Origin of the sequence: Ensifer sp. SSB1 (assembly GCF_016652895.1) — a bacterium.
Taxonomy (GTDB): domain Bacteria; phylum Pseudomonadota; class Alphaproteobacteria; order Rhizobiales; family Rhizobiaceae; genus Ensifer.
In genome coordinates this window covers 42,528-64,307 of sequence record NZ_JAEPRP010000006.1, presented here as the reverse complement: position 1 = coordinate 64,307, position 21,780 = coordinate 42,528, and the positions used below count along the sequence as shown (strand labels likewise).

At 62.7% G+C, this 21,780-nt stretch carries 28 protein-coding genes and 1 tRNA gene; 10 read left to right on the top strand and 19 right to left on the bottom strand.

The features are described from left to right. Nucleotides 1-79: 79 nt before the first annotated feature. The 4 genes from adhP to I8N66_RS02655 all read right to left on the bottom strand — a co-directional run bounded on the left by adhP (nt 80) and on the right by I8N66_RS02655 (nt 4,587). Complete coding sequence (gene adhP / locus I8N66_RS02670) at nt 80-1,108, bottom strand: alcohol dehydrogenase AdhP (RefSeq protein ID WP_291149342.1); 1,029 nt, start codon at nt 1,106-1,108, stop codon at nt 80-82. A 202-nt stretch (nt 1,109-1,310) separates the two neighbouring features. Beyond that, nucleotides 1,311-1,727, bottom strand: a complete 417-nt coding sequence (locus I8N66_RS02665) for an MAPEG family protein (RefSeq protein ID WP_113536333.1) — start codon at nt 1,725-1,727, stop codon at nt 1,311-1,313. Between the two features lie 149 nt (nt 1,728-1,876). Next, entirely contained in the window at nt 1,877-3,379 is a 1,503-nt protein-coding gene (guaB, locus tag I8N66_RS02660) for an IMP dehydrogenase (protein ID WP_113536334.1), read from the bottom strand. A 215-nt stretch (nt 3,380-3,594) separates the two neighbouring features. Continuing rightward, a complete protein-coding gene (locus I8N66_RS02655) occupies nt 3,595-4,587 on the bottom strand; it encodes an MBL fold metallo-hydrolase (protein ID WP_291149337.1) in 993 nt (330 codons plus the stop codon). A gap of 190 nt (nt 4,588-4,777) precedes the next feature. Here I8N66_RS02655 and I8N66_RS02650 point away from each other — a divergent pair, with 190 nt between their 5' ends. Beyond that, a complete protein-coding gene (locus tag I8N66_RS02650) occupies nt 4,778-6,187 on the top strand; it encodes a DHA2 family efflux MFS transporter permease subunit (protein ID WP_113536335.1) in 1,410 nt (469 codons plus the stop codon). A gap of 52 nt (nt 6,188-6,239) precedes the next feature. Here the strand turns inward: I8N66_RS02650 and I8N66_RS02645 are convergent, their stop codons facing one another. Genes I8N66_RS02645 through I8N66_RS02635 form a run of 3 tightly spaced genes read right to left on the bottom strand, consistent with a single transcriptional unit; the run spans nt 6,240 to nt 8,948 of the window. Further along, nucleotides 6,240-6,620 carry a VOC family protein gene (locus tag I8N66_RS02645; protein ID WP_291149334.1) on the bottom strand — a complete coding sequence of 127 codons (381 nt, stop codon included), beginning with the start codon at nt 6,618-6,620 and terminating at the stop codon, nt 6,240-6,242. Nucleotide 6,621: 1 nt separating this feature from the next. Beyond that, on the bottom strand, nt 6,622-7,359 hold the full coding sequence (locus tag I8N66_RS02640; RefSeq protein WP_113536337.1) for an RlmE family RNA methyltransferase: 738 nt from the start codon (nt 7,357-7,359) through the stop codon (nt 6,622-6,624). Continuing rightward, nucleotides 7,356-8,948, bottom strand: a complete 1,593-nt coding sequence (locus I8N66_RS02635) for a Ppx/GppA phosphatase family protein (RefSeq protein ID WP_291149330.1) — start codon at nt 8,946-8,948, stop codon at nt 7,356-7,358. The genes I8N66_RS02640 and I8N66_RS02635 overlap by 4 nt, the downstream gene beginning before the upstream one ends. Nucleotides 8,949-9,318: 370 nt before the next feature. On the opposite strand from I8N66_RS02635, the gene I8N66_RS02630 reads away from it, so the two are divergent. Both I8N66_RS02630 and I8N66_RS02625 read left to right on the top strand, forming a co-directional pair. Further along, a tRNA-Gln gene (locus I8N66_RS02630) sits at nt 9,319-9,392 on the top strand. 598 nt (nt 9,393-9,990) lie between these two features. Next, nucleotides 9,991-10,257: a hypothetical protein gene (locus I8N66_RS02625; RefSeq protein ID WP_291149327.1), complete on the top strand. Its 267-nt coding sequence runs from the start codon at nt 9,991-9,993 to the stop codon at nt 10,255-10,257. Nucleotides 10,258-10,280: 23 nt separating this feature from the next. On the opposite strand, the gene I8N66_RS02620 is transcribed toward I8N66_RS02625, so the two are convergent. Continuing rightward, nucleotides 10,281-10,487: a hypothetical protein gene (locus I8N66_RS02620; protein ID WP_113536345.1), complete on the bottom strand. Its 207-nt coding sequence runs from the start codon at nt 10,485-10,487 to the stop codon at nt 10,281-10,283. Between I8N66_RS02620 and I8N66_RS02615 the strand changes: the two genes are divergently transcribed. Together I8N66_RS02615 and I8N66_RS02610 are read left to right on the top strand one after the other, a co-directional pair. After that, nucleotides 10,477-10,728 (top strand): hypothetical protein, encoded by a 252-nt coding sequence (locus I8N66_RS02615; RefSeq protein WP_291149323.1) that lies wholly within the window; start codon nt 10,477-10,479, stop codon nt 10,726-10,728. The two genes, I8N66_RS02620 and I8N66_RS02615, sit on opposite strands and share 11 nt — an antisense overlap. A 37-nt stretch (nt 10,729-10,765) precedes the next feature. Continuing rightward, entirely contained in the window at nt 10,766-11,014 is a 249-nt protein-coding gene (locus tag I8N66_RS02610; RefSeq protein ID WP_113536749.1) for a hypothetical protein, read from the top strand. A 16-nt stretch (nt 11,015-11,030) separates the two neighbouring features. Here the strand turns inward: I8N66_RS02610 and I8N66_RS02605 are convergent, their stop codons facing one another. After that, entirely contained in the window at nt 11,031-12,170 is a 1,140-nt protein-coding gene (locus I8N66_RS02605) for a fumarylacetoacetate hydrolase family protein (RefSeq protein WP_113536346.1), read from the bottom strand. A 256-nt stretch (nt 12,171-12,426) separates the two neighbouring features. Here I8N66_RS02605 and I8N66_RS02600 point away from each other — a divergent pair, with 256 nt between their 5' ends. Next, entirely contained in the window at nt 12,427-12,885 is a 459-nt protein-coding gene (locus I8N66_RS02600) for a hypothetical protein (RefSeq protein ID WP_365886692.1), read from the top strand. 62 nt (nt 12,886-12,947) lie between these two features. Here I8N66_RS02600 and I8N66_RS02595 read toward each other — a convergent pair whose 3' ends face one another. Continuing rightward, nucleotides 12,948-13,565: a TetR/AcrR family transcriptional regulator gene (locus I8N66_RS02595; RefSeq protein ID WP_291149317.1), complete on the bottom strand. Its 618-nt coding sequence runs from the start codon at nt 13,563-13,565 to the stop codon at nt 12,948-12,950. 105 nt (nt 13,566-13,670) lie between these two features. On the opposite strand from I8N66_RS02595, the gene I8N66_RS02590 reads away from it, so the two are divergent. Then, nucleotides 13,671-14,411 carry a 3-oxoacyl-ACP reductase family protein gene (locus I8N66_RS02590; protein ID WP_162768672.1) on the top strand — a complete coding sequence of 247 codons (741 nt, stop codon included), beginning with the start codon at nt 13,671-13,673 and terminating at the stop codon, nt 14,409-14,411. Between the two features lie 82 nt (nt 14,412-14,493). On the opposite strand, the gene I8N66_RS02585 is transcribed toward I8N66_RS02590, so the two are convergent. From I8N66_RS02585 to I8N66_RS02575, 3 genes are all read right to left on the bottom strand, one after another. Beyond that, a complete protein-coding gene (locus I8N66_RS02585; RefSeq protein ID WP_113536350.1) occupies nt 14,494-15,747 on the bottom strand; it encodes an FAD-binding oxidoreductase in 1,254 nt (417 codons plus the stop codon). A 64-nt stretch (nt 15,748-15,811) separates the two neighbouring features. Then, nucleotides 15,812-16,315, bottom strand: a complete 504-nt coding sequence (locus I8N66_RS02580; RefSeq protein ID WP_113536351.1) for a TIGR00645 family protein — start codon at nt 16,313-16,315, stop codon at nt 15,812-15,814. A 152-nt stretch (nt 16,316-16,467) separates the two neighbouring features. After that, nucleotides 16,468-16,632: a DUF1328 domain-containing protein gene (locus I8N66_RS02575; protein ID WP_291149313.1), complete on the bottom strand. Its 165-nt coding sequence runs from the start codon at nt 16,630-16,632 to the stop codon at nt 16,468-16,470. 233 nt (nt 16,633-16,865) lie between these two features. Here I8N66_RS02575 and I8N66_RS02570 point away from each other — a divergent pair, with 233 nt between their 5' ends. Continuing rightward, complete coding sequence (locus I8N66_RS02570) at nt 16,866-17,057, top strand: hypothetical protein (RefSeq protein WP_291149310.1); 192 nt, start codon at nt 16,866-16,868, stop codon at nt 17,055-17,057. Nucleotides 17,058-17,189: 132 nt separating this feature from the next. Here the strand turns inward: I8N66_RS02570 and I8N66_RS02565 are convergent, their stop codons facing one another. Further along, nucleotides 17,190-17,387: a CsbD family protein gene (locus I8N66_RS02565; RefSeq protein ID WP_057250941.1), complete on the bottom strand. Its 198-nt coding sequence runs from the start codon at nt 17,385-17,387 to the stop codon at nt 17,190-17,192. A gap of 50 nt (nt 17,388-17,437) precedes the next feature. Next, entirely contained in the window at nt 17,438-17,761 is a 324-nt protein-coding gene (locus I8N66_RS02560; protein WP_291149305.1) for a hypothetical protein, read from the bottom strand. Between the two features lie 498 nt (nt 17,762-18,259). Here I8N66_RS02560 and I8N66_RS02555 point away from each other — a divergent pair, with 498 nt between their 5' ends. Next, entirely contained in the window at nt 18,260-18,508 is a 249-nt protein-coding gene (locus tag I8N66_RS02555) for a glycine zipper domain-containing protein (RefSeq protein WP_113536355.1), read from the top strand. 60 nt (nt 18,509-18,568) lie between these two features. Here I8N66_RS02555 and I8N66_RS02550 read toward each other — a convergent pair whose 3' ends face one another. Further along, nucleotides 18,569-18,772: a NepR family anti-sigma factor gene (locus tag I8N66_RS02550; RefSeq protein WP_162768673.1), complete on the bottom strand. Its 204-nt coding sequence runs from the start codon at nt 18,770-18,772 to the stop codon at nt 18,569-18,571. 186 nt (nt 18,773-18,958) lie between these two features. Here I8N66_RS02550 and I8N66_RS02545 point away from each other — a divergent pair, with 186 nt between their 5' ends. Next, nucleotides 18,959-19,756, top strand: a complete 798-nt coding sequence (locus I8N66_RS02545; RefSeq protein WP_113536357.1) for a response regulator — start codon at nt 18,959-18,961, stop codon at nt 19,754-19,756. Between the two features lie 17 nt (nt 19,757-19,773). Here I8N66_RS02545 and I8N66_RS02540 read toward each other — a convergent pair whose 3' ends face one another. The 3 genes from I8N66_RS02540 to I8N66_RS02530 form a co-directional block, all read right to left on the bottom strand. Continuing rightward, nucleotides 19,774-20,904, bottom strand: coding sequence for an AI-2E family transporter (locus tag I8N66_RS02540; RefSeq protein ID WP_162768688.1), 1,131 nt, complete (start codon nt 20,902-20,904; stop codon nt 19,774-19,776). Between the two features lie 134 nt (nt 20,905-21,038). Continuing rightward, nucleotides 21,039-21,209: a hypothetical protein gene (locus I8N66_RS02535; RefSeq protein WP_223726471.1), complete on the bottom strand. Its 171-nt coding sequence runs from the start codon at nt 21,207-21,209 to the stop codon at nt 21,039-21,041. A 176-nt stretch (nt 21,210-21,385) separates the two neighbouring features. Beyond that, nucleotides 21,386-21,733, bottom strand: coding sequence for a RidA family protein (locus tag I8N66_RS02530; RefSeq protein WP_060516475.1), 348 nt, complete (start codon nt 21,731-21,733; stop codon nt 21,386-21,388). Nucleotides 21,734-21,780: the final 47 nt, after the last annotated feature.

Sequence of the window (21,780 nt, the reverse complement as noted above, 5' to 3'; positions counted from 1 at the left end):
AGACAGAACCGCCCGCGACAGCATAGGTCGGCGGGCGGTCTCGAACAGACAAACTTATGTTACTGGCCGTGAACGACGGTCAGCCGTTGAGATCGAGCACGATGCGGCCGTCGATCTTGCCTTCCTCCATGCGCTTGAAGATCGCGTTGATGTTCTCGATCTTGTCCCAGGTGGAATGCGAGGCGACCTTGCCTTCACCGGCGAACTCCAGCGACTCCTCCAGATCCTGGCGTGTGCCGACGATCGAACCACGGATGGTGATGCGCTTCAGTACGGTATCAAAGATCGGCAGGCACATCTGGCCGGGCGGCAAGCCGACCAGCGCCATCGTGCCCTTGGAGCGCAGCATGTTGAAGGCCTGCTCCATCGCCTTGGGGGCCACCGCCGTGACCAATGCGCCATGCACACCGCCGGTCGCCTTCTGGACCTGTTCGACCGCGTCCTTGTCACGCGCGTCGACGACGACGTCGGCGCCGAGCTTTCGTGCAAGCTCCAGCTTGTCCGGGAAGATATCGACGGCGGCGACATGCATGCCCATCGCCTTGGCATATTGCACCGCCATGTGGCCAAGGCCCCCGATGCCGGAGATCAGCGCCCATTCTCCGGGGCGCACCTCTGTTTCCTTCAGACCCTTGTAGACGGTGACGCCGGCGCAAAGGATCGGTGCGGCCGCTCCGAACTCGAGCTTTTCCGGCAGGCGCCCGACGAAATCCGGGTCGGCAAGGCCATATTGGGCAAAGGTGCCGTTGACCGAATAGCCCGTGTTCTGCTGGCTGCCGCAAAGCGTTTCCCAGCCGGTGCGGCACGGCGTGCAGCCGCCGCAAGCCGTGTGCAGCCACGGCACGCCGACGCGGTCACCTTCCTTCAGCCGCGTTACACCGCTGCCGAGTTTGGCGACATAACCGACGCCTTCGTGTCCGGGAATAAAGGGCGGCTTCGGCTTCACCGGCCAATCGCCGTTGGCGGCGTGCAGGTCCGTGTGGCAGACGCCCGTCGCCTCGTATTTGATCAGCACCTGGCCGGGGCCTGGCTCCGGTATCGGCACATGCTCGATTACCAGCGGCTTGCCGAATTCGCGAACCACGGCGGCTTTCATCGTTGCGGTCATCTCGTCCTCCGATGCATTGTCGTCCTAGGTCGGCGATGTCACGCCAACGGCAGCCAGACTACACGCGGAAGCCGCAGCGCGTACTTGATACACATCAAGGCGCGAAATCAGAGACGCAAACTGTCTCAGATCTGAGCCACGTCAGCGACGCAGCAGGGTGCTGTGTGCTCGGATGAACGGCAAAAGGTCGCTTCGACCGCGGTCAGCTCATCGCCATCCAAACGGCAAGCCACACCCACATGGCAAACAGCGTCGCGACGCCCCCCATGAACAGCGGGCGGCGATAGCGGATGCGGTTGCTGGTGACGTGCACGCAGGCGTGCACATACCGCAGCACGACGAAGAGCCAGGCAAGAGCCAGCGAGACGATGTTGTCGGCCTCGGTGATGTAGAGCAGTACGCAGCAGACGTAGAACAGGACCGGCAGCTCGAACTGGTTGGCGATGCTGTTTTTTACCACCAGGCTTTCACCCGGCTCATCGCGGTTCTCGCGAAATTGGGCGGCATGCACCTTGCCGGCGCGCACGAGGCTCACACGGCGGGAGGAGAGCAGTGCGTAGAGGCAAAAGACGAGGAAGACATGGGCCACGATCGGCCAGAAAATCTCAAAACCCGTCATACGCCTACTCCCTGAAACATGCTTGCAGCGCCGCGTCCTATATGACGCTTCGGGGTCGCTGCAACTCTCTAAGACTTGCTGAAAATCACCTGCTTTGAAAAGCCAAAGGCGCCGCGCGATGACGCGGCGCCTTTGGAATGCAATCACGATCAGTGCGCGCCGGGATAGTTCGGGCTTTCGCGGGTGATCGTCACGTCATGGGCGTGGCTTTCGCGAAGGCCGGCACCGGAGATGCGCACGAACTGGGCGCGCTCCTGGTATTCCTTGATCGTCGGGCCGCCGACATAGCCCATGGATGCCTTGAGGCCGCCGGCCAGCTGGTGCAGCACGCCTGCAACCGGGCCCTTGTAGGGAACCTGGCCTTCGATGCCTTCCGGAACCAGCTTCAGCGTGTCACGCACTTCCGCCTGGAAGTAACGGTCAGCCGAGCCGCGGGCCATGGCGCCGACGGAACCCATACCTCGATAGGCCTTGAACGAGCGGCCCTGGTAGAGGAACACTTCGCCCGGGCTTTCATCGGTGCCGGCGAGCAGCGAACCGATCATGACGGCCGAAGCACCGGCAGCGATCGCTTTGGCAAGGTCGCCGGAGAACTTGATACCGCCATCGGCGATGACGGGAATGCCGGCCGCCTGAGCGGCTTCGACGGCGCCCATGATCGCAGCGAGCTGCGGCACGCCGACGCCGGCGACGATGCGCGTGGTGCAGATCGAGCCCGGGCCAATGCCGACCTTGACCGCATCCGCACCGGCATCGATCAGCGCCTTGGTACCTGCGCCGGTGGCGACGTTGCCGGCCATGATGCGAACCGAGTTCGAGAGTTTCTTGACGCGACCGACGGCATCGAGCACGCGCTGCGAATGGCCGTGAGCAGTATCGACGACGATCAGGTCGACGCCGGCATCGATCAGACGCTCGGCACGCTCAAAGCCGTCATCGCCGACCGAGATGGCGGCGGCGGCGCGAAGGCGACCCTGGGCATCCTTCGAGGCGTTCGGGTTCAGCTGCGCTTTCTCGATATCCTTGACGGTGATGAGACCGACGCAACGGCCGTCGCCATCGACGACGAGCAGCTTTTCGATGCGATGGGCGTGCAGCAGGCGCTTGGCTTCCTGCTGGTCGACGCTTTCCTTGACCGTGACCAGGTTCTCATGGGTCATCAGCTCGTGGATCTTCTGGTTCGGATCCGAGGCGAAGCGGACGTCGCGGTTGGTGAGGATGCCGACGAGGCGGCCCTGCTTCTGGCCACCGGCACCGCCGTTTTCGACGACCGGGATGCCGGAAATGCCATGCTGCTTCATCAGGCCCAGCGCGTCGGCGAGCTTGGCTTCGGGGCCGATCGTCACCGGATTGACGACCATGCCGCTTTCGAACTTCTTGACCTGACGGACCTCTTCGGCCTGTTCGGCCGGCGTCAGGTTACGGTGGATGACGCCGATGCCGCCGGCCTGAGCCATGGCGATCGCGAGACGCCCTTCGGTCACCGTGTCCATGGCCGAAGACAGGATCGGCAGGTTGAGATCGATGTCCTGCGCAATGGTGGTCGCGATGTTGGTCTGACCCGGCATGACTTCGGAATGTCCGGGCAGGAGCAGAACGTCGTCGAAGGTCAAAGCCTCCAGACCAGTTGCCGTTTCGATGATGCGCGCCATGGCCAATTCCCTTCAAATAGCGAAAATCCCCGGGGACGGGCTGCGATTTGTCCACCGGGCGACTTCAAAGCGTGTCTTGGAAGTTGGCGAGGGCTCGTAACACGGATATGTCAGGATGAAAATAGCCAAAGCCGGGAAATGTCCCGCCTTCGGCCGATATTTGTTGCAGAGCAGCATTTTCGCGCGATACGCCCCCTGAACCGGCTGGTTGCCGATCAGATATCGAGCTGATAGCTGACGGGCACGAAGCGATAGCCTTCGCCCTGTTTCTCGACGAAACCGACGGCGGGGAACGGCATGTGGTAGCCAATGAAGGGCAGCCGGTCGCTGGCGATCATGTCGAAGACCCTGCGGCGCGTCTCGGCCGCCTTCGCCTTGTCCATGTCGAAGCGCACTTCCCAATCGGGGCGCTGCAGCGACAACACGTAGTGGTTGGCGGTATCGGCCGTCAGCATCATGCCCTTGCCGTCGGAATCGAGGCGGAACACCATATGACCCGGCGAATGACCAAAGGCGGCAACGGCCGAGATGCCGGAGACCACCTCCGCGCCATCGCCGATGAAGGTGGTCTTTTCCGCCAGCGGCACCACCTTTTCCAGCACTGCCTTGTGGCCGTTTTCCGCCGGTGTGCCGGCCCGCGCCGGATCCTTCCAGAAGGCGTATTCGGCTTCGCCCATCACGTAGCGAGCATTGGCAAAAGCCGGCTTGCCGGCCTCCATGAGGCCGGCGATGTGATCGCCATGCATATGGGTCACCACGACGACAGAGACCTGCTCCGGCGCATAACCGGCGGCGCGCATGCCTTCGACGAGGCGGCCCATGCCGGCTTGCCGGCCACCCTCACCCATGCCGGTATCGAAGAGCACGACATCCGTTCCGGTATCAACGAGCACCGGCGAGAAACTGTTGATCAGCGCCTCCGTCGGCAGAAAGTTCTGCTGCAGCAGCTCCGCGACCGCCTGCTGCGGCTGGTTGGTGCCGTAGATCTCGTGCGGTTTCTCGGTGACGCGGGTGCCGTCATTGACGACAACGACCTTGAAAGCGCCAAGTTTGAGGGATCGGATCGGGGGATGGCTAGCGTTCATGTCGGTCTTTTCCGCCTTTTCCTCAGCCACCGCAACGCCCGTCATCAATGTTGGCGCCGCCAGCACGCCAAATGCTCCCGCCCCCATCAAGGTCCTGCGCTTCATCGACATCTCGCTCATCATCCATTCCCACCTTGTTGCCCTGTTGAATCCCGTTGCCCATGGACAACTGGGCCAGAAGTAGCGTCTTGACAGCAAAGGCCAGCCGGGATCACAGGCTTTTGATCCGCAATCACCGGTTTCGCCCCGACAAAAGCCATCACCGGCATTATTAGCTTCTGCTTATCGCAGACCGACTCCGAAGCGCCGTTTCATGAACCGTATCGTCCCGATGATCCTCGCCGTCGCTCTCTTCATGGAGCAGATGGATTCGACCGTAATTGCCACGTCGCTGCCTGCCATCGCGCGCGACATCGGCGTCGGCCCGATTACCCTCAAGCTGGCGCTGACGGCATACATGGTGGCACTGGCGATCTTCATTCCCCTGAGCGGCTGGATGGCGGACCGCTTCGGCGCCAAGAAGATCTTTCGCGCGGCGATCCTCGTCTTCATCGCCGGCTCCATCTTCTGCGCAATCTCCAACAGCCTTGTCGCCTTCGTCTTCTCGCGCTTCCTGCAGGGCATGGGCGGGGCGATGATGACGCCGGTCGCCCGCCTCGTGCTGGTGCGCGGCACGCCGCGCAGCGAACTCGTCTCGGCGATGGCGCTTCTCACCATACCGGCGCTTGTCGGCCCACTTGCCGGGCCGCCGCTCGGCGGCTTCATCACCACCTATTTCTCCTGGCACTGGATCTTCCTGATCAACGTGCCTGTCGGCATCGCCGGGTACATCCTCTCGGGCATCTATCTGCCGGAAATGGAAACGCGCGATCCGCCGCCGGTCGATGCGCTCGGTTTCGTGCTTGGCGGCATTGCCGCATCCGGCATCGTCTTCGGCCTGTCAGTGATCAGCCTACCGGCCCTGCCGCCTGCCGTCGGCATCGCCTCGGTGGCGATCGGCGTGGTCGCGGCTCTGCTCTATATCCGACATGCCCGCCGCCATCCGGCACCGGTTCTCGATCTCAAGCTCTTCAAGGACAGCGCGTTTCGCGCCGCCTCGATTGGCGGCACGATCTTTCGCATCTCGGTCGGCGCCGTGCCCTTCCTGATGCCTTTGATGCTGCAGGTGGGCTTCGGGCTCAATCCGTTCCAGTCGGGCCTCATCACCTTCATCGGCGCGGTTGGGGCCATCACCACGAAGTTTTATGCTCGGCGGGTGCTTGCCTTTGCCGGCTTCCGCACGACCCTGATCCTCGCAGCCATCCTCGCCGCGATCACCACCTTCGCCAACGGCTTCTTCACACCGGCAACACCCTATCTGGTGATGATCACCGTCCTGCTGATTGCAGGCTTTGCCCGCTCCTTCTTCTTCACCAGCGTCAACGCACTTTCCTTTGCCGACATCGATGACGAGGACGCCAGCAAGGCGACCTCGATGAGCGCGGTACTGCAGCAGATCAGCCTGGCGCTCGGCGTTGCCGTTGCCGGCGCGATCCTGGAAATCGAAACGAAGCTCAGCGGCGGCCCGCTGCAGCTCGACGATTTCCACACTGCCTTCATGATCATCGCCGCCGCCAACCTGATCGCGGCGATCCCGTTCCTGACCATGGCGAAGAACGCCGGCGCCTCGGTCTCCGGGCACCGGCTGCCGGCCCGCGAAATCGAAACGGCCGCGGGGAAGTAAGGAAATTCAGAGAAAGGCGTGGCTGCCTCCGGGCCGCGAGGGCGACGCGAACTTACTCCGGGCGCTCGCAGACGGCAGCGATCTTGTTGCCGTCGAGATCGCGCACCCAGGTGCCATAGAAGTTCGCGTGGAAGGGACGCAGTCCCGGCGCGCCCTCGTCCGTGCCGCCATTGGCAAGGGCTGCCGCGTGAAAGGCATCGACGGCCGCGCGCGTCTCGGCCGTGAGGGCGATGCTCACGCCATTGCCGTAGGTGGCGGGTTCGCGGTTGAATGGTGTTACCACCCAGAAGCGGATGCGGTCGCCGGCAACGCCATAGCCGATCTCGGTCTCGTCCTGCCGCTGGCGGTGGAAGCCGAGCGCAGGCAGCACTGCATCATAGAACGCGCCGGCACGTTCGAGATCGTTGGTGCCGACGGTCACGTAGAGCAGCATGTTATTCGGCCGCCTCGTCTTCGGTCTCAGTCTCGCTACCGGCCTTCTGACGTCCCTTGAAGCCCTTGGCGAGCAGGAACATTTCGACCGATTCGGCCCGCGACGAGGCCGGCTTCACATGAATGACCTGGCGGAAATTCTGCTTGAGCATGTTGAGCAGCTCGCGCTCCGTGCCGCCCTGGAAGGTTTTCGCGAGGAAATGCCCGCCCTCGGCCAGCACGTCGACGGCGAAATAGGCGGCGACCTCGCAGAGATGCATGGTGCGCAGATGGTCGGTCTGGCGGTGGCCTGTCGTCGGCGCCGCCATATCCGAAATCACGAGATCCGGTGTACCGCCGATCGCTTCCTTCAGCTTCTCCGGTGCTTCAGGGTCGAGGAAGTCCATCTGCAGAAAACGTACGCCCGGGATCGGGTCCATTTCGAGGAAATCGATCGCCGCAACGCGCGGATCGGTGTCGGTCGAATTGGTGACCTTGGCGGCAATCTGCGACCAGCTTCCAGGCGCGGCACCGAGGTCGATGATGCGCCGGGCGCCGCTCAGAATTTTGTGCTTCTCGTCGATCTCCAGCAGCTTGAACGCCGCGCGGGCGCGATAACCCTCGAGCTGGGCTCGCTGCACATAGGGATCGTTGATATGGCGCTCCAGCCAGCGGCGGGAGGATGCCTTGAGCTTGCCCTTCTTGACCTTCTGGCCAAGCTTGCGGCCGCTACGGTTGCCGCCAACAGGGGGTTTCGTCATGGCTTGTTTCCTTCGTGGCTGCCGGAGGCATTGGAACCGCGCTGGTGGCGGCGCGGCCGCGACCGGCGCCAGGCGCCGTCGTCCGCCATCATATCGGTGAGCAGGCCTTCGCGCAGGCCGCGATCGGCGACGCGCATGCGCGTCGACGGCCAGCGGCGGCGGATGGCCTCGAGGATCGCACAGCCCGCCAGCACCAGGTCGGCGCGATCCGGACCGATGCAGGGATTGGCGGCGCGCGCATTGAAATCCCAGGAGAGCAGGCGCGCCTGCATGGCAGAGACCTCGTCGTCGGTGAGCCACAGCCCATCGACTCGGCGGCGATCATAGCGCGGCAGGTCGAGATGCACGCCGGCGAGCGTCGTCACCGTGCCGGAGGTGCCGATCAGGTGGAAGCCGCTGCCGGACGCGCCATTTGCCAGCGCCTCGACCGGTGGGCTGTCGAAGCGGGCGAGCATGCCCTCCACTTCCTGCACCATCGCCTCGAAGCTTGCCGGCGTCACATGCTGGCCGCCATGGCGCTCCGAAAGCGTGACGACGCCGACCGGCAGCGAGGTCCAGTGGGTGATGTGATTGGCAAGCCGGTTCGACCGGGCATCGCCAATCCGGATGACGGCGATCTCGGACGAGCCGCCGCCGATATCGAACAGAACGACCGAGCGCGTTTCGCGGTCTACCAGCGACGAGCACCCGGAAACGGCAAGCCGTGCCTCCGTCTCGCGGTTGATGATCTCGAGATCGAGGCCGGTTTCCCGCGCCACCCGCTCAAGGAAGGTTTCCCCGTTTTCAGCAGCGCGCGCGGCTTCGGTCGCGATCAGGCGGCTGCGGCGGATCGTACGGGCGCCGAGCTTCGAGGCGCAAATCTTCAACGCTTCGACCGCGCGCTCCATCGCTTCGTCCGACAACCGGCCGCTGGCGCCCAGCCCCTCGCCCAGGCGAACGATGCGCGAAAAGGCATCGACCACCCGGAACTGGCCGGGACGGGTCGGCTGCGCAATCAGCAGTCGGCAATTGTTGGTGCCGAGGTCGAGCGCCGCATAGAGCGGCGCCGGCGGCTCGCCGGCTGCAACATAGGGCGCACGCGGCTGTTCGGCGCGCTGGCCTGGCCGATGCTGCGCACCTGCCTGTGCATTGGAGGCGGAAGATCCCGATCGTGTGCTGCCGCTACCATCGCCACCAGCCCTTTGCTGCGTCGGCTGGCGCTCGCCGCTCGTCAGCGGCCGGCCCTGAAGCCCACGGCGATGCCGTGCCTTCTTGCTGCGCTTGTGGCCCTTGCGCTCGCCGAGCGAGGGCTCGACGAGTTGCGCGCGATCGCCCTGCGGAGCGGACGCAACTGCGGCCTGTTGTTTTGCTGATTTCGAACGACGACGACGCTTGCGCTTGCGCGCCGGTTCCGCCTCGTTCTCTCCTGCGGGACGCCCTGCCGTACCGGCACTGCCGGACTGGCTGGCAATTGCAGACGGCGAAGCAGACGACTTGCGTCGTTTCCGCTTGCCCTTGCCGTTGCGCGGACCGAGCTTCGATCCATCACTGCGGCCTGCTGCCGACGCCCCGGATTCAGACGGCTTTTCGCCGTGATCGGGGTCTTTCACTTGTCTCAACCATGGCGCCGCGCAAGCCGTTAGGCCGCTCAAGGCGCTCTCTCGATTTTTCGTTGGCGCGACTGTACCAGCGCAAGCCCCATTCGCCAAACTGTTTTTGACTGTGCTGCCAAGGGTTAAGGCCAGATGAGGCCGACTCAGCGACAACGATCGCAATCAGCGCCCCCGCAATTGCACGTCAACGCCACCGCTCAGCGGCTGATACCTGGCACTAAACACACCGTCGACGCCGGCAAGCCGGTGCAAAAATCCGGCTGCCACATCGAGATCGCATTTTTTTGCCAAAAGGTATTTGCATTGGCCGCGCTTTTGTTTATAAGCCCGCCACACCGACGCAACGGGCAGCGCCCGACAGCGACCTTGGGGAATAGGTTAACGGTAGACCAGCGGACTCTGACTCCGTTAGTCCTGGTTCGAATCCAGGTTCCCCAGCCAACGGTTTTATCTCGCAGAATTGAAGAATGAACGGATCGGGCTGATCTCCGCCTTGCCGTGTGCGTGATATTGCGACTGGCTCCCCTTGATTTTCAACGGTTCCCTGAGACGCGCCGCCCGTCGACGCTATCTGCGAAATGCGCGAGCAGGCCGGTATTGCGGGCAGCCGCCGGCGCGGAGCCCTCGTGACCGATGACGGCGTCTTCACGCACACGACAAGGTATCACCTGACATCACAGATACCCTGATCGACGCGGCAGACGACGTCTTGCGAGCGATCCTGCGACGCCCATCGTTTGAGCGACACAGTCTTTCATGGCCCTGGTGGTGGCGGGGCCGTTTCCTTGCGTGGACCAGAAAAGTGGAAAACCCGGACTTAGGTCTGGCGCGTTCACGCAAAGGTCCTAGCGGCGTTGCTCGTGCCCAATTCACCGGCCATCCTCACTTAGCGCCAACCCCGAATCGGACAGCCTTCCGTCATTGGCGCCAGTGATCCCAGAGCGCACGCCCCATACGCTCTGGGGTCCACCCCAGATGGGCCCTACCGCGCACTCACACCAGCACTATTGCGCCTAGCGGCCTCAAAGGAGGACCTAACATGACTGAAAACATCCGCCGCCATATGGAGCCCAGTGAAATTCCCACCTTCGTAGACGAGGTGATTGAATCCGGGTGCGACATCACCGCCGTGGGGCACGACAGCTACGTGATTGGGGATGCAGGCGAACAGGATAGCGCGATCGAGGCGCTTGACCGCATTCAAGAGAAGTACGGCAACCCCGATCCCCTGAAGCTGGAGATTGTGAATTACCTCTGGTCGGTTGGGCGATTTTTGGAGCTTGCGTCAGAGAACAGCCGGCACTAGTGGGCGAGGAGCGGCGACGAGGCCTATTCATCGCGGTGGAGAAAGGACGTCCAAAGCCCTTCGAGGATTGTCAGGGCGTGATACAGCGCGAGAAGACCGAGTACCGCGCTGACGGCCAAAAACCCAAAACCGACGATCCACACGCAGCCTTCCGTCGTGCAGGGATCATTGTTTTCGAGGTGCCACCACGCCGCCGGTACAAGCACCAGAACGGCCAGGATGATCGCCAATCTGTATCTGGTCGGCAAGGGGCTGCGCTCCATCACGGGGTCTCGTAGGAGCAGACCTCAACTAATTCCATCGGAAGGCAGCCAAATTGCCTCATCCGCGATGTATGACACCGCGGACCAGCAACAGGAAGACAACCCAGGCGCGCAAGCCTATGCGCTGGCCGACCAGATGGAAAGGCCGCTGTTGGCCATGTGCGGACGATGCTTCCTGGCTGCCCAAAGTCCGGCAACAGGCGCATAATCTCGCTCCATCCAAGCGATCAAGCGGAGGACGGCTCATGTTCGATGCTGGCAGAAAGACGGATGCTGAGTATGCAATCGAGTACATCCAGGAAAACCCGGAAGCCGGTCTTTGTTGCGAGGATCGGCACTGGTGGATTACGCCGAATGCGAACGAGACCGATCAGCAGGTCCTGTTCCTCGACGCCTCAGAAGCGGAACGACTGAAAGACGATGCACGCCTTCAAATCGTGCCCGACATCGCCCATCCGGGCCGGGCTCTCTGGATCATGCGGAAGATGACGTAGGCGACCGCTGGCCGCGCTAGAGCAGGCCGCGCCTCGCCAGATTGCGCATCAACGACGCCGCGCCGAAGCTCCAGGGCGCGCATTCGGTCGAAAGCCTGACGGTGTTGGTCAACCGGCCGAGTTCGGCGTTGGCGATCGTCACCACGTCGCCGAGCCTGTGGGTAAAGCCCTGCCCCGGTTCGTCGCGGTCTTCGACAGGGGCAAAGAGCGTGCCCATGAACAGCATCACGCCATCGGGATATTGGTGGTGCGGGCCGATGGTCTGGGCGACGAGATCGAGCGGGTCGCGGCTGATTTCCGTCATCGAACTCCGGCCCGTGAGACGGTAGCCGTCCTCGCCTTCGACGACCAGGGTGAGCTCGGCTTTGCGCACATCGTCGATCGTGTACGTTTCGTCGAGGAGACGGATGAAGGGGCCGATGGCGCAGGAGGCGTTGTTGTCCTTGGCCTTCCCGAGAAGCAGCGCGGAGCGGCCCTCGATGTCGCGCAGGTTGACGTCGTTGCCGAGGGTGGCGCCTTTGACCTGGCCGCTCGATGAAACTGCGAGCACAATCTCCGGCTCCGGATTGTTCCAGCGCGAGGCGGGGTGCAGGCCGACATCGGCGCCGGGACCTACCGCCGAGAGCACCTGGGCCTTGGTGAAGACTTCGGCATCCGGGCCGATGCCCACCTCCAGATATTGCGACCACACGCCCTCCTCCTGGAGCGCTGCCTTGACGCGGGCTGCTTCTTGAGATCCGGGCTTCAGGTTGCGCAGGCTGTCGCCGATGACGGCAGTGACGCGGCTGCGGATCGCTTCGGCCCGGGACGCATCGCCCGCCGCCCGCTCCTCGATGACGCGCTCGATCATCGAACGCGCGAAGGTTACCCCGCAGGCCTTCACCGCCTGCAGGTCGCAGGGCGCGATGAGATGCAGGATCGATGCGCCGGCCTTTTGCTCGATACACGCGTCAAGCGGGGCGAGACGCGCGCCGGACACGGAGCGCAAATACGCAACCGGATCCGGCAGCTCAAGCAGGTCGCGCACGGTCGGCGTCTCTTTCGAGGTGATGTCGACGAGAGCGCCGTCGCGGATCGTGACAAGCGACGGCCCGCCAAGATCGGGGCGCCAGACGCGGCCGACAAAAGTGCCCTTGCTAAACGCTGTATCGCTCATGCCGCCTCATCCTCCATGCGCGCTCTATTTCTTGCAGCCGAAACCATGGCTGTAAAGCCGACGGCCGCGCGCAAACGTCCCTTGGGTTGTAACGACCGGAACATTGCAAATTTTCACGCGTTTACGGTTATGTCACGCGCCCTCCGGGCGCCCTTGTCGCTTCGCGACGGCGCGAAATCCGCTGCCCACGGCTGCCCGGGAAGGTTCAGGAGCAGCCGCCTGAGGCCAGGAGGACGCCAAGAAAAGGATGAACGCAATGAACCAGCACGAAGAGTTCAAGGACAAGCCGGTGATCGATCCCGTGACCGGGCAGCCTCTGCCGCAGACGCCAACGCCGATGAGCGATGTGCCTCCGGCCCGTTCGCGCAGCAACTGGCCGATCGTCATCATCCTGCTCGCCGGCCTGGTGCTGGCGCTGATCGCATGGTTGCCGGCTGAACTGAGCCGCGATACGGCCAATACCGCAGCGCCGCCGCCGACAACGGATCAGCCGGCGACCGGCCAGGCAACGCCGGATACGACGGCACCGGGTACCGCGACACCGGGCACGACGAACCAGGCAACGCCTCCTGCGGATAACAGCGCGGCACCTTCCGGCGCAACGACCACCCAGCCGGCACCCGAATCGACGCCGCAGCCGGCACCGGAGACGCAAGGCTCGACCCCGAACTCTACACCCGGTACCACGCCCAGCATGACCCAGCCGGCACAGTAACGGCTAGCTGACGCCAATGGCTGGAGGGATTTCTGCTGGCCCTTGGCGGTCAAGACAGTCGCTCAGGTTCGCTTGATCGATGCCGCGATCATGGCGTCCCAGCCGGCGGCGGCGCAGTCGGCGATCGCCAGCAAGGTTTCTCGCGTCGCCCCGTCGCGGGCTTCGATCGACATGCCGTGCTGGAGCGAGGCGACATAGGCCGCGATTGACGCGCACGGCGTGCCCTCGGGCAGATCGCCCTCCGCAACAGCGCGCACGAAGCGCTGCTCCAACGCGACCTGCTTCTCAAGCCGGCGCAGCTTTAACGCCTCGCAGACCTCCGCATCCCCACCCGCCATCTGCGGCGCCGAGAGCACGACCATGCAGCCGCGCGGTTCGCCGCCGCGGGTGAAATTGTCGGCGGTTCGTCTCAAGAGGTCATGTACCGCTGCCTTGGCAGTCGGCATCGTTTCCAACTCATCCCAGATGCCGGCGCCGTCTGTCCGGCCATAGAGATCGACCGCCTCGATGAAGAGCTGCGCCTTGCTGCCGAAGGCGGCGTAGAGGCTTGGCGGCTTCAACCCCATCGCCTGGGTCAGATCGGTCAGCGACGTGTTGTCGTAGCCCTTGTCCCAGAAAAGCTGCATGGCGCTCGCGCGCGCCTCCTCTCGGGAAAAATTGCGTGGACGGCCGCGGGACATGGAGGCAACTTCCTTTCTGTATCGATCAATACATAAATCGCTTGACAGCGGCTGGCAAGTCGTCTCTCCATATATGTATCGATCACTACAAATATGGAGAGACCTGTGACGAGTTTGAAAAACAAGGTGGCCCTGGTAACGGGCGGCAGCCGCGGCATCGGCGCGGCGATCGCAAGGCGCCTGGCGGATGAAGGCGCAACCGTCGCGGTGACCTACAGCCAGTCCAAGGAGAAGGCCGAGGCGCTGGTGGCGGAAATCACCAAGGCCGGCGGCAGCGCGCTGGCAGTCCAGGCGGACAACCGCGATCCGGGCGCGGTCGAGGCCGCTGTCGGCGCGATTGCCGAGAAACACGGCCGCATCGACATCCTCGTCAACAATGCCGGCGTGTTCGACGCCGGAACGGTGACGGAGGTGACCGCAGAGGATTTTGACCGGACGATCGACATCAACGTGAAGGCAGTGTTTCTGGCGACGCGCGCCGCAGCCGCCCATATGCCAGAGGGCGGACGTGTCGTCTCGATCGGCAGCAACCTCGCCGCCCGCGTTCCCTGGCCGGGCATGAGCCTCTATGTGCTCAGCAAGAGCGCCCTTATCGGATTTACAAAGGCGGTGGCGCGCGACCTCGGGCCAAGAGGGATTACCGTGAATGTCGTCCATCCCGGCTCGACGGATACGGACATGAACCCTGCCGATGGTGAACACGCTGGTCCGCAGCGTGGGCTGATGGCGATCCCACGCTTCAACGAGGCAAGTGACGTCGCGGGCGTGGTCGCCTGGCTTGTAGGCCCTGACGGCCGCAGCGTCACCGGCGCCGAGTTCACCATCGATGGCGGCACCAACGCCTGAGACGATCTGCCAGAAAATGAAACGGCCGGAAACGATGCTTCCGGCCTTTTCACCTACTTGATCTTGAGGTGATGCATGTGCTTCAGGCCAGGAAGCGCTCGGGGCGATAGGGCGCGATATCGATGACCGTCTTTTCTCCGGTCATGGCTTCCGCCAGTGCCCGGCCGGTCACCGGACCGAGCGTCATGCCGTGATGCGCATGGCCAAAGGCAAGCCACAGGCCCTCGTGGCGCGGCGCCTTGCCGATAACAGGCATCATGTCCGGCGTGCAGGGACGCGCGCCCATCCACGGTTCCTCGTCGCGGCGTTCGGCAAGCGGGAAGAACTCACGCGCCACCCGCTCGGCTCGCGTCAATTGCACCGGCGTCTTCGGTGCGTCGCGCCAAGCAAATTCGGCACCGGTCGTGAGCCGGACACCACGCAGCATCGGCGCCAGGAAGTAACCCCTCTCGGCGTCGAGCACCCAGTTGTTGAGCTTAGCGCCCTCCTGCATGCCATAATGCATGTGGTAGCCGCGCTTGACTGCGAGCGGGAAATGATAGCCGAGCTTGCGGGTAACCGTGTCGGCCCAGGGACCGAGCGCCACGACGACCTCACGGGTTTCCAGCGGCCCCTCCGGTGTGGCGACGCGCCAGCCGGGACCTTCGAGCACATGTTCCGTCGTGGCGGCATCGCCGGAAACCAACCGTCCGCCGAGCGACTGGAAATAGGCAAGGTAGGCTTTGTTGAGGCTGTGCGGGTCACGGATCGACCAGGGGTCGCTCCAGCGCAGGCCACCGACGAGATCGGCCCGGATCGACGGTTCGATCGTCTTCAGTTCGCTGGTCGAGAGCTTCTGGTGGTTGACGCCGAAGCCGGCCGAGAGCTTTTCCGCTTCCTTGTAGGCGGCATCCCGTTGCTTCTCCGTGCGGAACACCTTCATCCAGCCGTCCTTGCGGATCAACTCGCCCGCGCCGGACGCCTCGATCAGGTCCTGGTGCTCGGTGATCGAGTGCTCGATCAGCGGCGCATAGAGATGGGCGATGCGCTGGTGTTGGGTAAATCCGGAGTGCCACCAGTAGCGCGCCAGGAACGGCACCAGTCCTGGCAGGGCACGGAAGTGGTAGTGGGCGTCGATGGTATTGTTCAACGCGTAGCGAAACAGCGCGCCGAAATCATGCGGGAAGCCATAGGGAAACACACCCTCGCGCTGGATCAGACCGGCGTTGCCATAGGAAGTTTCCTCACCGGCGCCGCGGCGGTCGAGAAGCACCACCGATTTGCCGCGCCGCGCCAGATGGATGGCGGTGGAAATGCCGACGATGCCGGCGCCGAGAACCACTACGTCAGTCTTCATATGCGGCTGCCCCGTTTTCCGATCAAGACAAGCCGCGGCTTCGCTCAAGCCACGGCGCCAAACGTCACTTCTTCTTCAGCGCATTCATGATCTGCTCGAGATAGCCGAGCAGTACGGCGGAGACGACGAAGGCGAGATGCATGATCGTCGCCCACATCAATTGTTCGCTCGAATATTGCTGCGTGTTCAGGAAGATCTGCAGCAGATGGATCGAAGAGATGGCGACGATCGAAGAGGCTACCTTGATCTTGAGGCTGCCGGCATCGAGCTTGCCAAGGAACGACACCTCGGCATCGCCCTCGTCAAAGCGGCTGACGAAATTCTCGTAGCCGGAAATCATCACCATGACGATCAGGCTCGCGACCAGCGCGGCGTCGATCAGCCCGAGCATCGCCAGGATCATCTGGGCATCATCGTAGACGAAGACCATGCTCGCGATTTTCAGGAACTTGTAGATGAAGGAGACGCCGTAAAGCGCAAGTGCCGCGACAAGACCGAGATAGAAAATGACGAGGAGCCAGCGGCTGGAGAGGATGATCCGCTCGACGAGCAGTTCCAGCGATTTCATGATGTTCGGTATCCTCAAGGCAAAAGCTGCGATTTCGGCATCAATAGCCAAGCGGACCTGCAAGGGCAAGCAAGACGACGCCTCGCGCCGAAGCAAGAAGGGCGACGTTGCCGCCGCCCGTGTCGAACCATTTAGGTTTGCGACCGCTCCTGTCAGCCTCGACGCACGAGACCAGCGACCAGCGAAATCACCAGGAAGGCGAGAAAGAGGAAGAAAAGGATCTGGGCGATACCCGCGGACGTACCCGCAATGCCGCCAAAGCCAAGTACACCCGCTATGATTGCCACAACGAGGAAGACAAGCACATAGTATAACATAGCAATTCTCCTTGCCTGCATTACTGCAAAGCAAACGCCACAACTATCACTTTGTTCCAAATTGCGTATGAGACGCGACCGGCGAGATTCTTCATTTCCACGGACCGGTAAGGAATTATTTACCACGATAGACAAAAGAGTCCCGAATCGGGACGATTTGTACCGGAAACGCCCGGAACCTTCGCGATACTCTGACGTTCTTCCCCCATGGAATACGCAGGGTCGAAATGAAGATGCCGACAGCACATATCTGGAAAACTGCGGTTGAGGCGGGCCGGGAGCGAACGGATCTCCCGGATGGAAATCTTCACATCGGTAAGACGATGCGCGATCTTTACGTCAACAATGGCGAGGGCCAGAGCTCGAAACTCGAGTATCTTCTCGAAGAACTTCGCCGGCGCGAACAGATGGCACAGAAGAAATAGCCAAAATCCGCAAAACAATTGAAAAGCCGCCGCGGCCAAGGCCGGGCGGCTTTTCTTGTTCGAACGTCTTCTTTATTTGGTCGACACTTCGCACGGGCCGGACGTTACACTCTGTCCTGTTGCCAGGCTTCCCTAGCGCCGCGACATCCACTCATCGATCTGACGCTCAGCTTCGTCACGAGCGACGCCGTAGCGGGCCTGAATACGGCCAGCGAGTTCCTGCCGGCGACCATCGATGACGTCGAGGTCGTCGTTGGTGAGCTTGCCCCATTGCGCCTGGACCTTGCCTTTCAGTTCGTGCCATTTGCCTTCGACGATATCCCAATTCATTGTTTTGCCTTTCGGTTGGTGGGGCCGCCACACACGGGCGGTCAGTAAACTCAGTTGCGGATGTTCGCATCGCCGTCGTGGCGCGCGGCGACGGCGTAGCTGCCGTCGTCGGCCTGCACCTTGACCTGCAAACGGCCCGGAGGGGTGACGTGCCATTCAATGGTCGCGTCCTCGACAAACAGAGCCGGGTCGACCTCGGCGCAGGCACCATAGGCGTGCTTGAAGGCCCCGGCGGTCGCCTCGATCGCCGGCGAAAGCAATTCGCGGCATTCGTCGACGGTCTCGAACGCCTCGGTCGGCGCCGGCACTTCGCGGCAAGCGTCTGTGGCCTGCATGCAACCGACCAGGACCATGATGGCAGCGATATGTTCCATGGGCATGCTCCCCAACATCAAACTCGAGAACGGCAAACGGAGACGCATGCCCTTGTGTTCCGCCGGCCGAGATCAAAATTTTGTTGGAACCTTTTGCCCGGGCAATGCGTTCGCTGCGCCCTAATTCACTCTTTTGGGCGCGGACGAACGTCCCCGCTGCCGCCGTCACCGCCGCGCCAGGGTGTGATCATTCAACACAACTGCCGCCGAGAGATGCAATGCCCGAGCGGCGGCTATGGAACAAAACGCCGCAGTCGTCGTTTTCGCAACGATAACAAGTGCTGCGACTGCGGCGGAGCGATGGAGGATACGCTGGGAGGCAAGGACACACCACACCGAGCTCGCTCATTGCGAGCAAGTCAAAGCTGGCCAATGACGCGGCACGGGGTGCGACAGATGCCTCATTGTCGTCATTCTGTTCGTCATCAGTCCCGGCAAATCAAATTTCGAGCAACCGATTCTACGTTCAACAGAGCAACCTTCAGATAGGAACGCGTCATGAAAAAGATACTGATCGTAGCAAGCCTCATCCTCCCGCTGGCCGCCTGCACGCAAACAGAAAAGGGTGCAGCAATCGGCGCAACCGGTGGCGCCATCATCGGCGGCGCAGCAACGGGCAATGTCAGAGGCGCAGCCGTGGGTGCCGCGATCGGCGGTGTCGCCGGTGCGCTCATCGGCCACGCCAACGAGCCGGGCCGCTGCATCTATCGCGACCGCTACGGCCGCCGCTATGAGGCCGCCTGCTGATCGGCACGAACAATGGAGAAACGGGCCAAGGCCCGTTTCTCTCGTTAAAGCTAACACAGCTCAGGACGCGCGCTCAGCCGCCGCCGCTTCCGCCTTATCCAGCTTTTCAAGAAGATCGATGAAGAGGTCAGGGACAGGCTCCTGTTCCAAGGCCTGGTAGAGCGCCTTCAATCTGGCGCCGATCAGCCCACGGGCATCCGAGCCTTCGGCGACCGCATCCAATCCCCTGCCCGGCTCATGCGCTCCTTCGATCCCGTCATCCATGTTCTGCATCCACCGCCGCTTGCCGTCTTCCCGTTGATGTCCACCCACCCGCACAGAAGACCGCATCGCGAGTTTGCCGAATTTGCTCTAGGCTGCAAAACGTGTTCAAAACCATTCACGTATTCAGCCCGATCTCCCCTATCCTCAGAAAACAAACGAATCGTATTGCACCTAAGGAAGTCGTTGATGTCCCTTTCGACCCGGATCGCGCCACACCTGCCCTTTCTGCGCCGCTACGCCCGCGCCGTCACCGGTTCGCAAGCTGCAGGCGACGGATATGTGGCCGCCGTCCTCGAGGCTCTCATCGAAGACATCAGCCTCTTTCCGGATACGTCGAATGACCGAATCAGCCTCTACAAGCTATTCTGCTCGCAGTTCGAGAAGATTTCGATCGATCGAACCGAAAACGCCTCGCCTTTTGCCTGGGAACAACAGGCGGCTGCCAACCTCTCGCTGATCGCCCCTGCCCCGCGCCAGGCTTTCCTGCTCGTTTCCGTCGAAGGTTTCTCGATCGCCGATGCGGCGGAGATCATGGGGCTGAGCCAGGGCGAGTTCTCGAAGTTGCTGACGATCGCGTCGGAAGATATCTCGCGCCAGGTTGCAACCGACGTGCTGATCATCGAGGACGAGCCGCTGATCGCGCTCGACATCGAAGACATGGTGATAAGCCTCGGCCACCGGGTCACCGGTATCGCCCGCACCCATACGGAAGCGCTGGATCTCTATCGCAAGACATCGCCCAAAATGGTGCTCGCCGATATCCAGCTTGCCGATGGCAGCTCGGGCATCGATGCCGTCAACGAAATCCTCACCCAGGCGGCGGTGCCGGTAATCTTCATCACCGCCTTCCCTGAACGGCTGCTCACCGGCAAGCGGCCGGAACCGGCCTTTCTCGTCACCAAGCCGTTCAATCCCGACATGGTGAAAGCTCTGATCAGCCAGGCCCTGTTCTTCGACGAGCACGCACGGTCGGCCCGACGCTGATTTCTCCTTAGACCTGCCTATCCGGGGAGCTGGCGTTCCGGTGGCTGCTCGCCGATCTCTTCGACGATCGCCAGCACGATGAGCGAGAGCGGTAGTGCCAGCATGGCGCCGACCGCGCCCCACATCCAGGTCCAGAAGACAATGGCAATGAACACGAGGAACGGGTTCACCTCGAGCTCGTTGCCGAGGACGGCTGGAATCGCGAGGTTCTCCATCGCAAGGTGAACGACGAAAAAGGCTAGGGCCGGTGCCAATGCCAGCCACAGGACCTCATGTGTCATCAGCCCTGCCACGAGCAGGCTGAGCGTCATGACCGTCACGCCGAGATAGGGAATGAAGCTCGATACGAAGGCAAACAGGCCCCAGAGCGGCGGCATGGCAAGACCGCCCACGAGCGCAATGATCATGGTCACCGTTCCGAGCGCCAGATAGATCAGGCTGGCGATGGAGAAGTAACGCGCGAGCGCATCCTCTATGCCGTTCATGATGCGGATGGCGCTCAGCCGCCGCTCACGACTGGCGAAAGCGAGAATCACGGCCTTGCGTAGTTGCAGTCGGCCGAGCAGAAACAAACCGAGCGCCGCCAGGAAAATCAGGGTCTGCACGAGGGCCGGCGTTAGCCCCGCTGCGGTGGTGGCGAGCATGGGGCCGGCATTCTTCATGACGGTATCGGCAATCGCATCGTTGCCGACGCCGCGCGCCACTGCCAGCCGCAACCATTCATACCGCTCGATAAACGGCATGACGCGTGCAACGACGCTTTCGGCAAGCTTCGGAGCCTCGGAGGCAAGCGCCGTCAAGGGGCCGAGCAGCGCATCCACGAGCCAGGACAGACCGGTGACAAAAATCATCGCCAGAAGAAGGCCACCGAAAATCGGAGGAAGGCCGTAACGCGCCAGTCCGTCGGCCGTTCGCCCGAGAACGATGCCGACAACGATCGCGAGCGTGATCGGCAGCAGGATCGTCTCCATGGCGTAGACCGCGGCGCACGCCGCTATCACGAAGAGGCCGATAATGCTCCAGGCGACCATGAGGTCGATACCGTCGCGACGCGGTTCCGTCGACGGCGCCGCGGTCGCGACCGCCGCCTCCTCTTCGACGACGCGCCTGGCGCGTTTTTTCTCATAGGAGGCACCGGCTCGCCGCAAGGTGTCCACGATCATTCCTCGCTTTCCTTCAGCCAGGCCAGCGCGAAATGCTTCCGCGTTTCCGGACAAGAGATGGGGGCGCCGGGGCGGTCGCTCCGGTTGCGAATGCGATTCACCGTTTGGATCATGCTCGATCAATGTCGTTCGGGCGGAAAGACGTGCAGCGTCAGCGACAGCAGGCCGAGCCCCAGTATGATGACGAGCAAGGTATGAGCGACACCCGCGGCCGTGTACGGAACGAGACCGAAGCCGATCAGGACGACTGCGAAAAGAAGGACACAGACCCTTGGCAGCCAATAGAGCATAGACAGTCCTCCCAATTGAGTTGGCCCGATTTTTTGGCCGGTTTGTTGGATCGGACAATTAACGTGCGGGCTGGTCGATTGGTTCCCCGCGCGCTCCTGCAGCACAACGAATAACGCCGCCGGACGGGAGCCGGCGGCGCAGAAAGAAAGCGACGGGTAAACCCGTACCGCGGGCCTTAGGCGGCAGCGGCGACGACGATGACTTCGACGAGGTATTCCGGGGTCGCGAGCTTGGCTTCGCCGGTGGCGCGGGCCGGGGTGTGGCCCTGCGGTGCCCAGGCGTCCCAGACCGAGTTCATCTTCGGGAAGTCAGCCATGTCGGCGAGCCAGATGGTGGCCGAGAGGATGCGGGTCTTGTCGGTGCCTGCGAGCGCCAGCAGACGGTCGACTTCGGCAAGCGCCTGCTTGGTCTGCGTCACGACATCGTCACCGGCATTGCCGACCTGGCCGGCGAGGTAGACGGTGTTGTTGTAGACCACGGCCTGGCTCATACGGGGGCCGGTTTCGAAACGCTTGATTTCCATGATCGTGTTCCTGAGGTTGGGCCGAACGGTCGTCGGCCGAAAAGCGG

Excerpts from the sequence above, each read along its gene's own strand:
- adhP (WP_291149342.1), bottom strand. The coding sequence starts at position 1,108 with ATGACCGCAACGATGAAAGCCGCCGTGGTTCGCGAATTCGGCAAGCCG.
- I8N66_RS02665 (WP_113536333.1), bottom strand. The coding sequence starts at position 1,727 with ATGACGGGTTTTGAGATTTTCTGGCCGATCGTGGCCCATGTCTTCCTC.
- guaB (WP_113536334.1), bottom strand. The coding sequence starts at position 3,379 with ATGGCGCGCATCATCGAAACGGCAACTGGTCTGGAGGCTTTGACCTTC.
- I8N66_RS02655 (WP_291149337.1), bottom strand. The coding sequence starts at position 4,587 with ATGATGAGCGAGATGTCGATGAAGCGCAGGACCTTGATGGGGGCGGGA.
- I8N66_RS02650 (WP_113536335.1), top strand. The coding sequence starts at position 4,778 with ATGAACCGTATCGTCCCGATGATCCTCGCCGTCGCTCTCTTCATGGAG.
- I8N66_RS02645 (WP_291149334.1), bottom strand. The coding sequence starts at position 6,620 with ATGCTGCTCTACGTGACCGTCGGCACCAACGATCTCGAACGTGCCGGC.
- I8N66_RS02640 (WP_113536337.1), bottom strand. The coding sequence starts at position 7,359 with ATGACGAAACCCCCTGTTGGCGGCAACCGTAGCGGCCGCAAGCTTGGC.
- I8N66_RS02625 (WP_291149327.1), top strand. The coding sequence starts at position 9,991 with ATGACTGAAAACATCCGCCGCCATATGGAGCCCAGTGAAATTCCCACC.
- I8N66_RS02615 (WP_291149323.1), top strand. The coding sequence starts at position 10,477 with ATGATCGCCAATCTGTATCTGGTCGGCAAGGGGCTGCGCTCCATCACG.
- I8N66_RS02610 (WP_113536749.1), top strand. The coding sequence starts at position 10,766 with ATGTTCGATGCTGGCAGAAAGACGGATGCTGAGTATGCAATCGAGTAC.
- I8N66_RS02605 (WP_113536346.1), bottom strand. The coding sequence starts at position 12,170 with ATGAGCGATACAGCGTTTAGCAAGGGCACTTTTGTCGGCCGCGTCTGG.
- I8N66_RS02600 (WP_365886692.1), top strand. The coding sequence starts at position 12,427 with ATGAACCAGCACGAAGAGTTCAAGGACAAGCCGGTGATCGATCCCGTG.
- I8N66_RS02595 (WP_291149317.1), bottom strand. The coding sequence starts at position 13,565 with ATGTCCCGCGGCCGTCCACGCAATTTTTCCCGAGAGGAGGCGCGCGCG.
- I8N66_RS02585 (WP_113536350.1), bottom strand. The coding sequence starts at position 15,747 with ATGAAGACTGACGTAGTGGTTCTCGGCGCCGGCATCGTCGGCATTTCC.
- I8N66_RS02580 (WP_113536351.1), bottom strand. The coding sequence starts at position 16,315 with ATGAAATCGCTGGAACTGCTCGTCGAGCGGATCATCCTCTCCAGCCGC.
- I8N66_RS02575 (WP_291149313.1), bottom strand. The coding sequence starts at position 16,632 with ATGTTATACTATGTGCTTGTCTTCCTCGTTGTGGCAATCATAGCGGGT.
- I8N66_RS02570 (WP_291149310.1), top strand. The coding sequence starts at position 16,866 with ATGCCGACAGCACATATCTGGAAAACTGCGGTTGAGGCGGGCCGGGAG.
- I8N66_RS02565 (WP_057250941.1), bottom strand. The coding sequence starts at position 17,387 with ATGAATTGGGATATCGTCGAAGGCAAATGGCACGAACTGAAAGGCAAG.
- I8N66_RS02560 (WP_291149305.1), bottom strand. The coding sequence starts at position 17,761 with ATGGAACATATCGCTGCCATCATGGTCCTGGTCGGTTGCATGCAGGCC.
- I8N66_RS02555 (WP_113536355.1), top strand. The coding sequence starts at position 18,260 with ATGAAAAAGATACTGATCGTAGCAAGCCTCATCCTCCCGCTGGCCGCC.
- I8N66_RS02550 (WP_162768673.1), bottom strand. The coding sequence starts at position 18,772 with ATGGATGACGGGATCGAAGGAGCGCATGAGCCGGGCAGGGGATTGGAT.
- I8N66_RS02545 (WP_113536357.1), top strand. The coding sequence starts at position 18,959 with ATGTCCCTTTCGACCCGGATCGCGCCACACCTGCCCTTTCTGCGCCGC.
- I8N66_RS02535 (WP_223726471.1), bottom strand. The coding sequence starts at position 21,209 with ATGCTCTATTGGCTGCCAAGGGTCTGTGTCCTTCTTTTCGCAGTCGTC.
- I8N66_RS02530 (WP_060516475.1), bottom strand. The coding sequence starts at position 21,733 with ATGGAAATCAAGCGTTTCGAAACCGGCCCCCGTATGAGCCAGGCCGTG.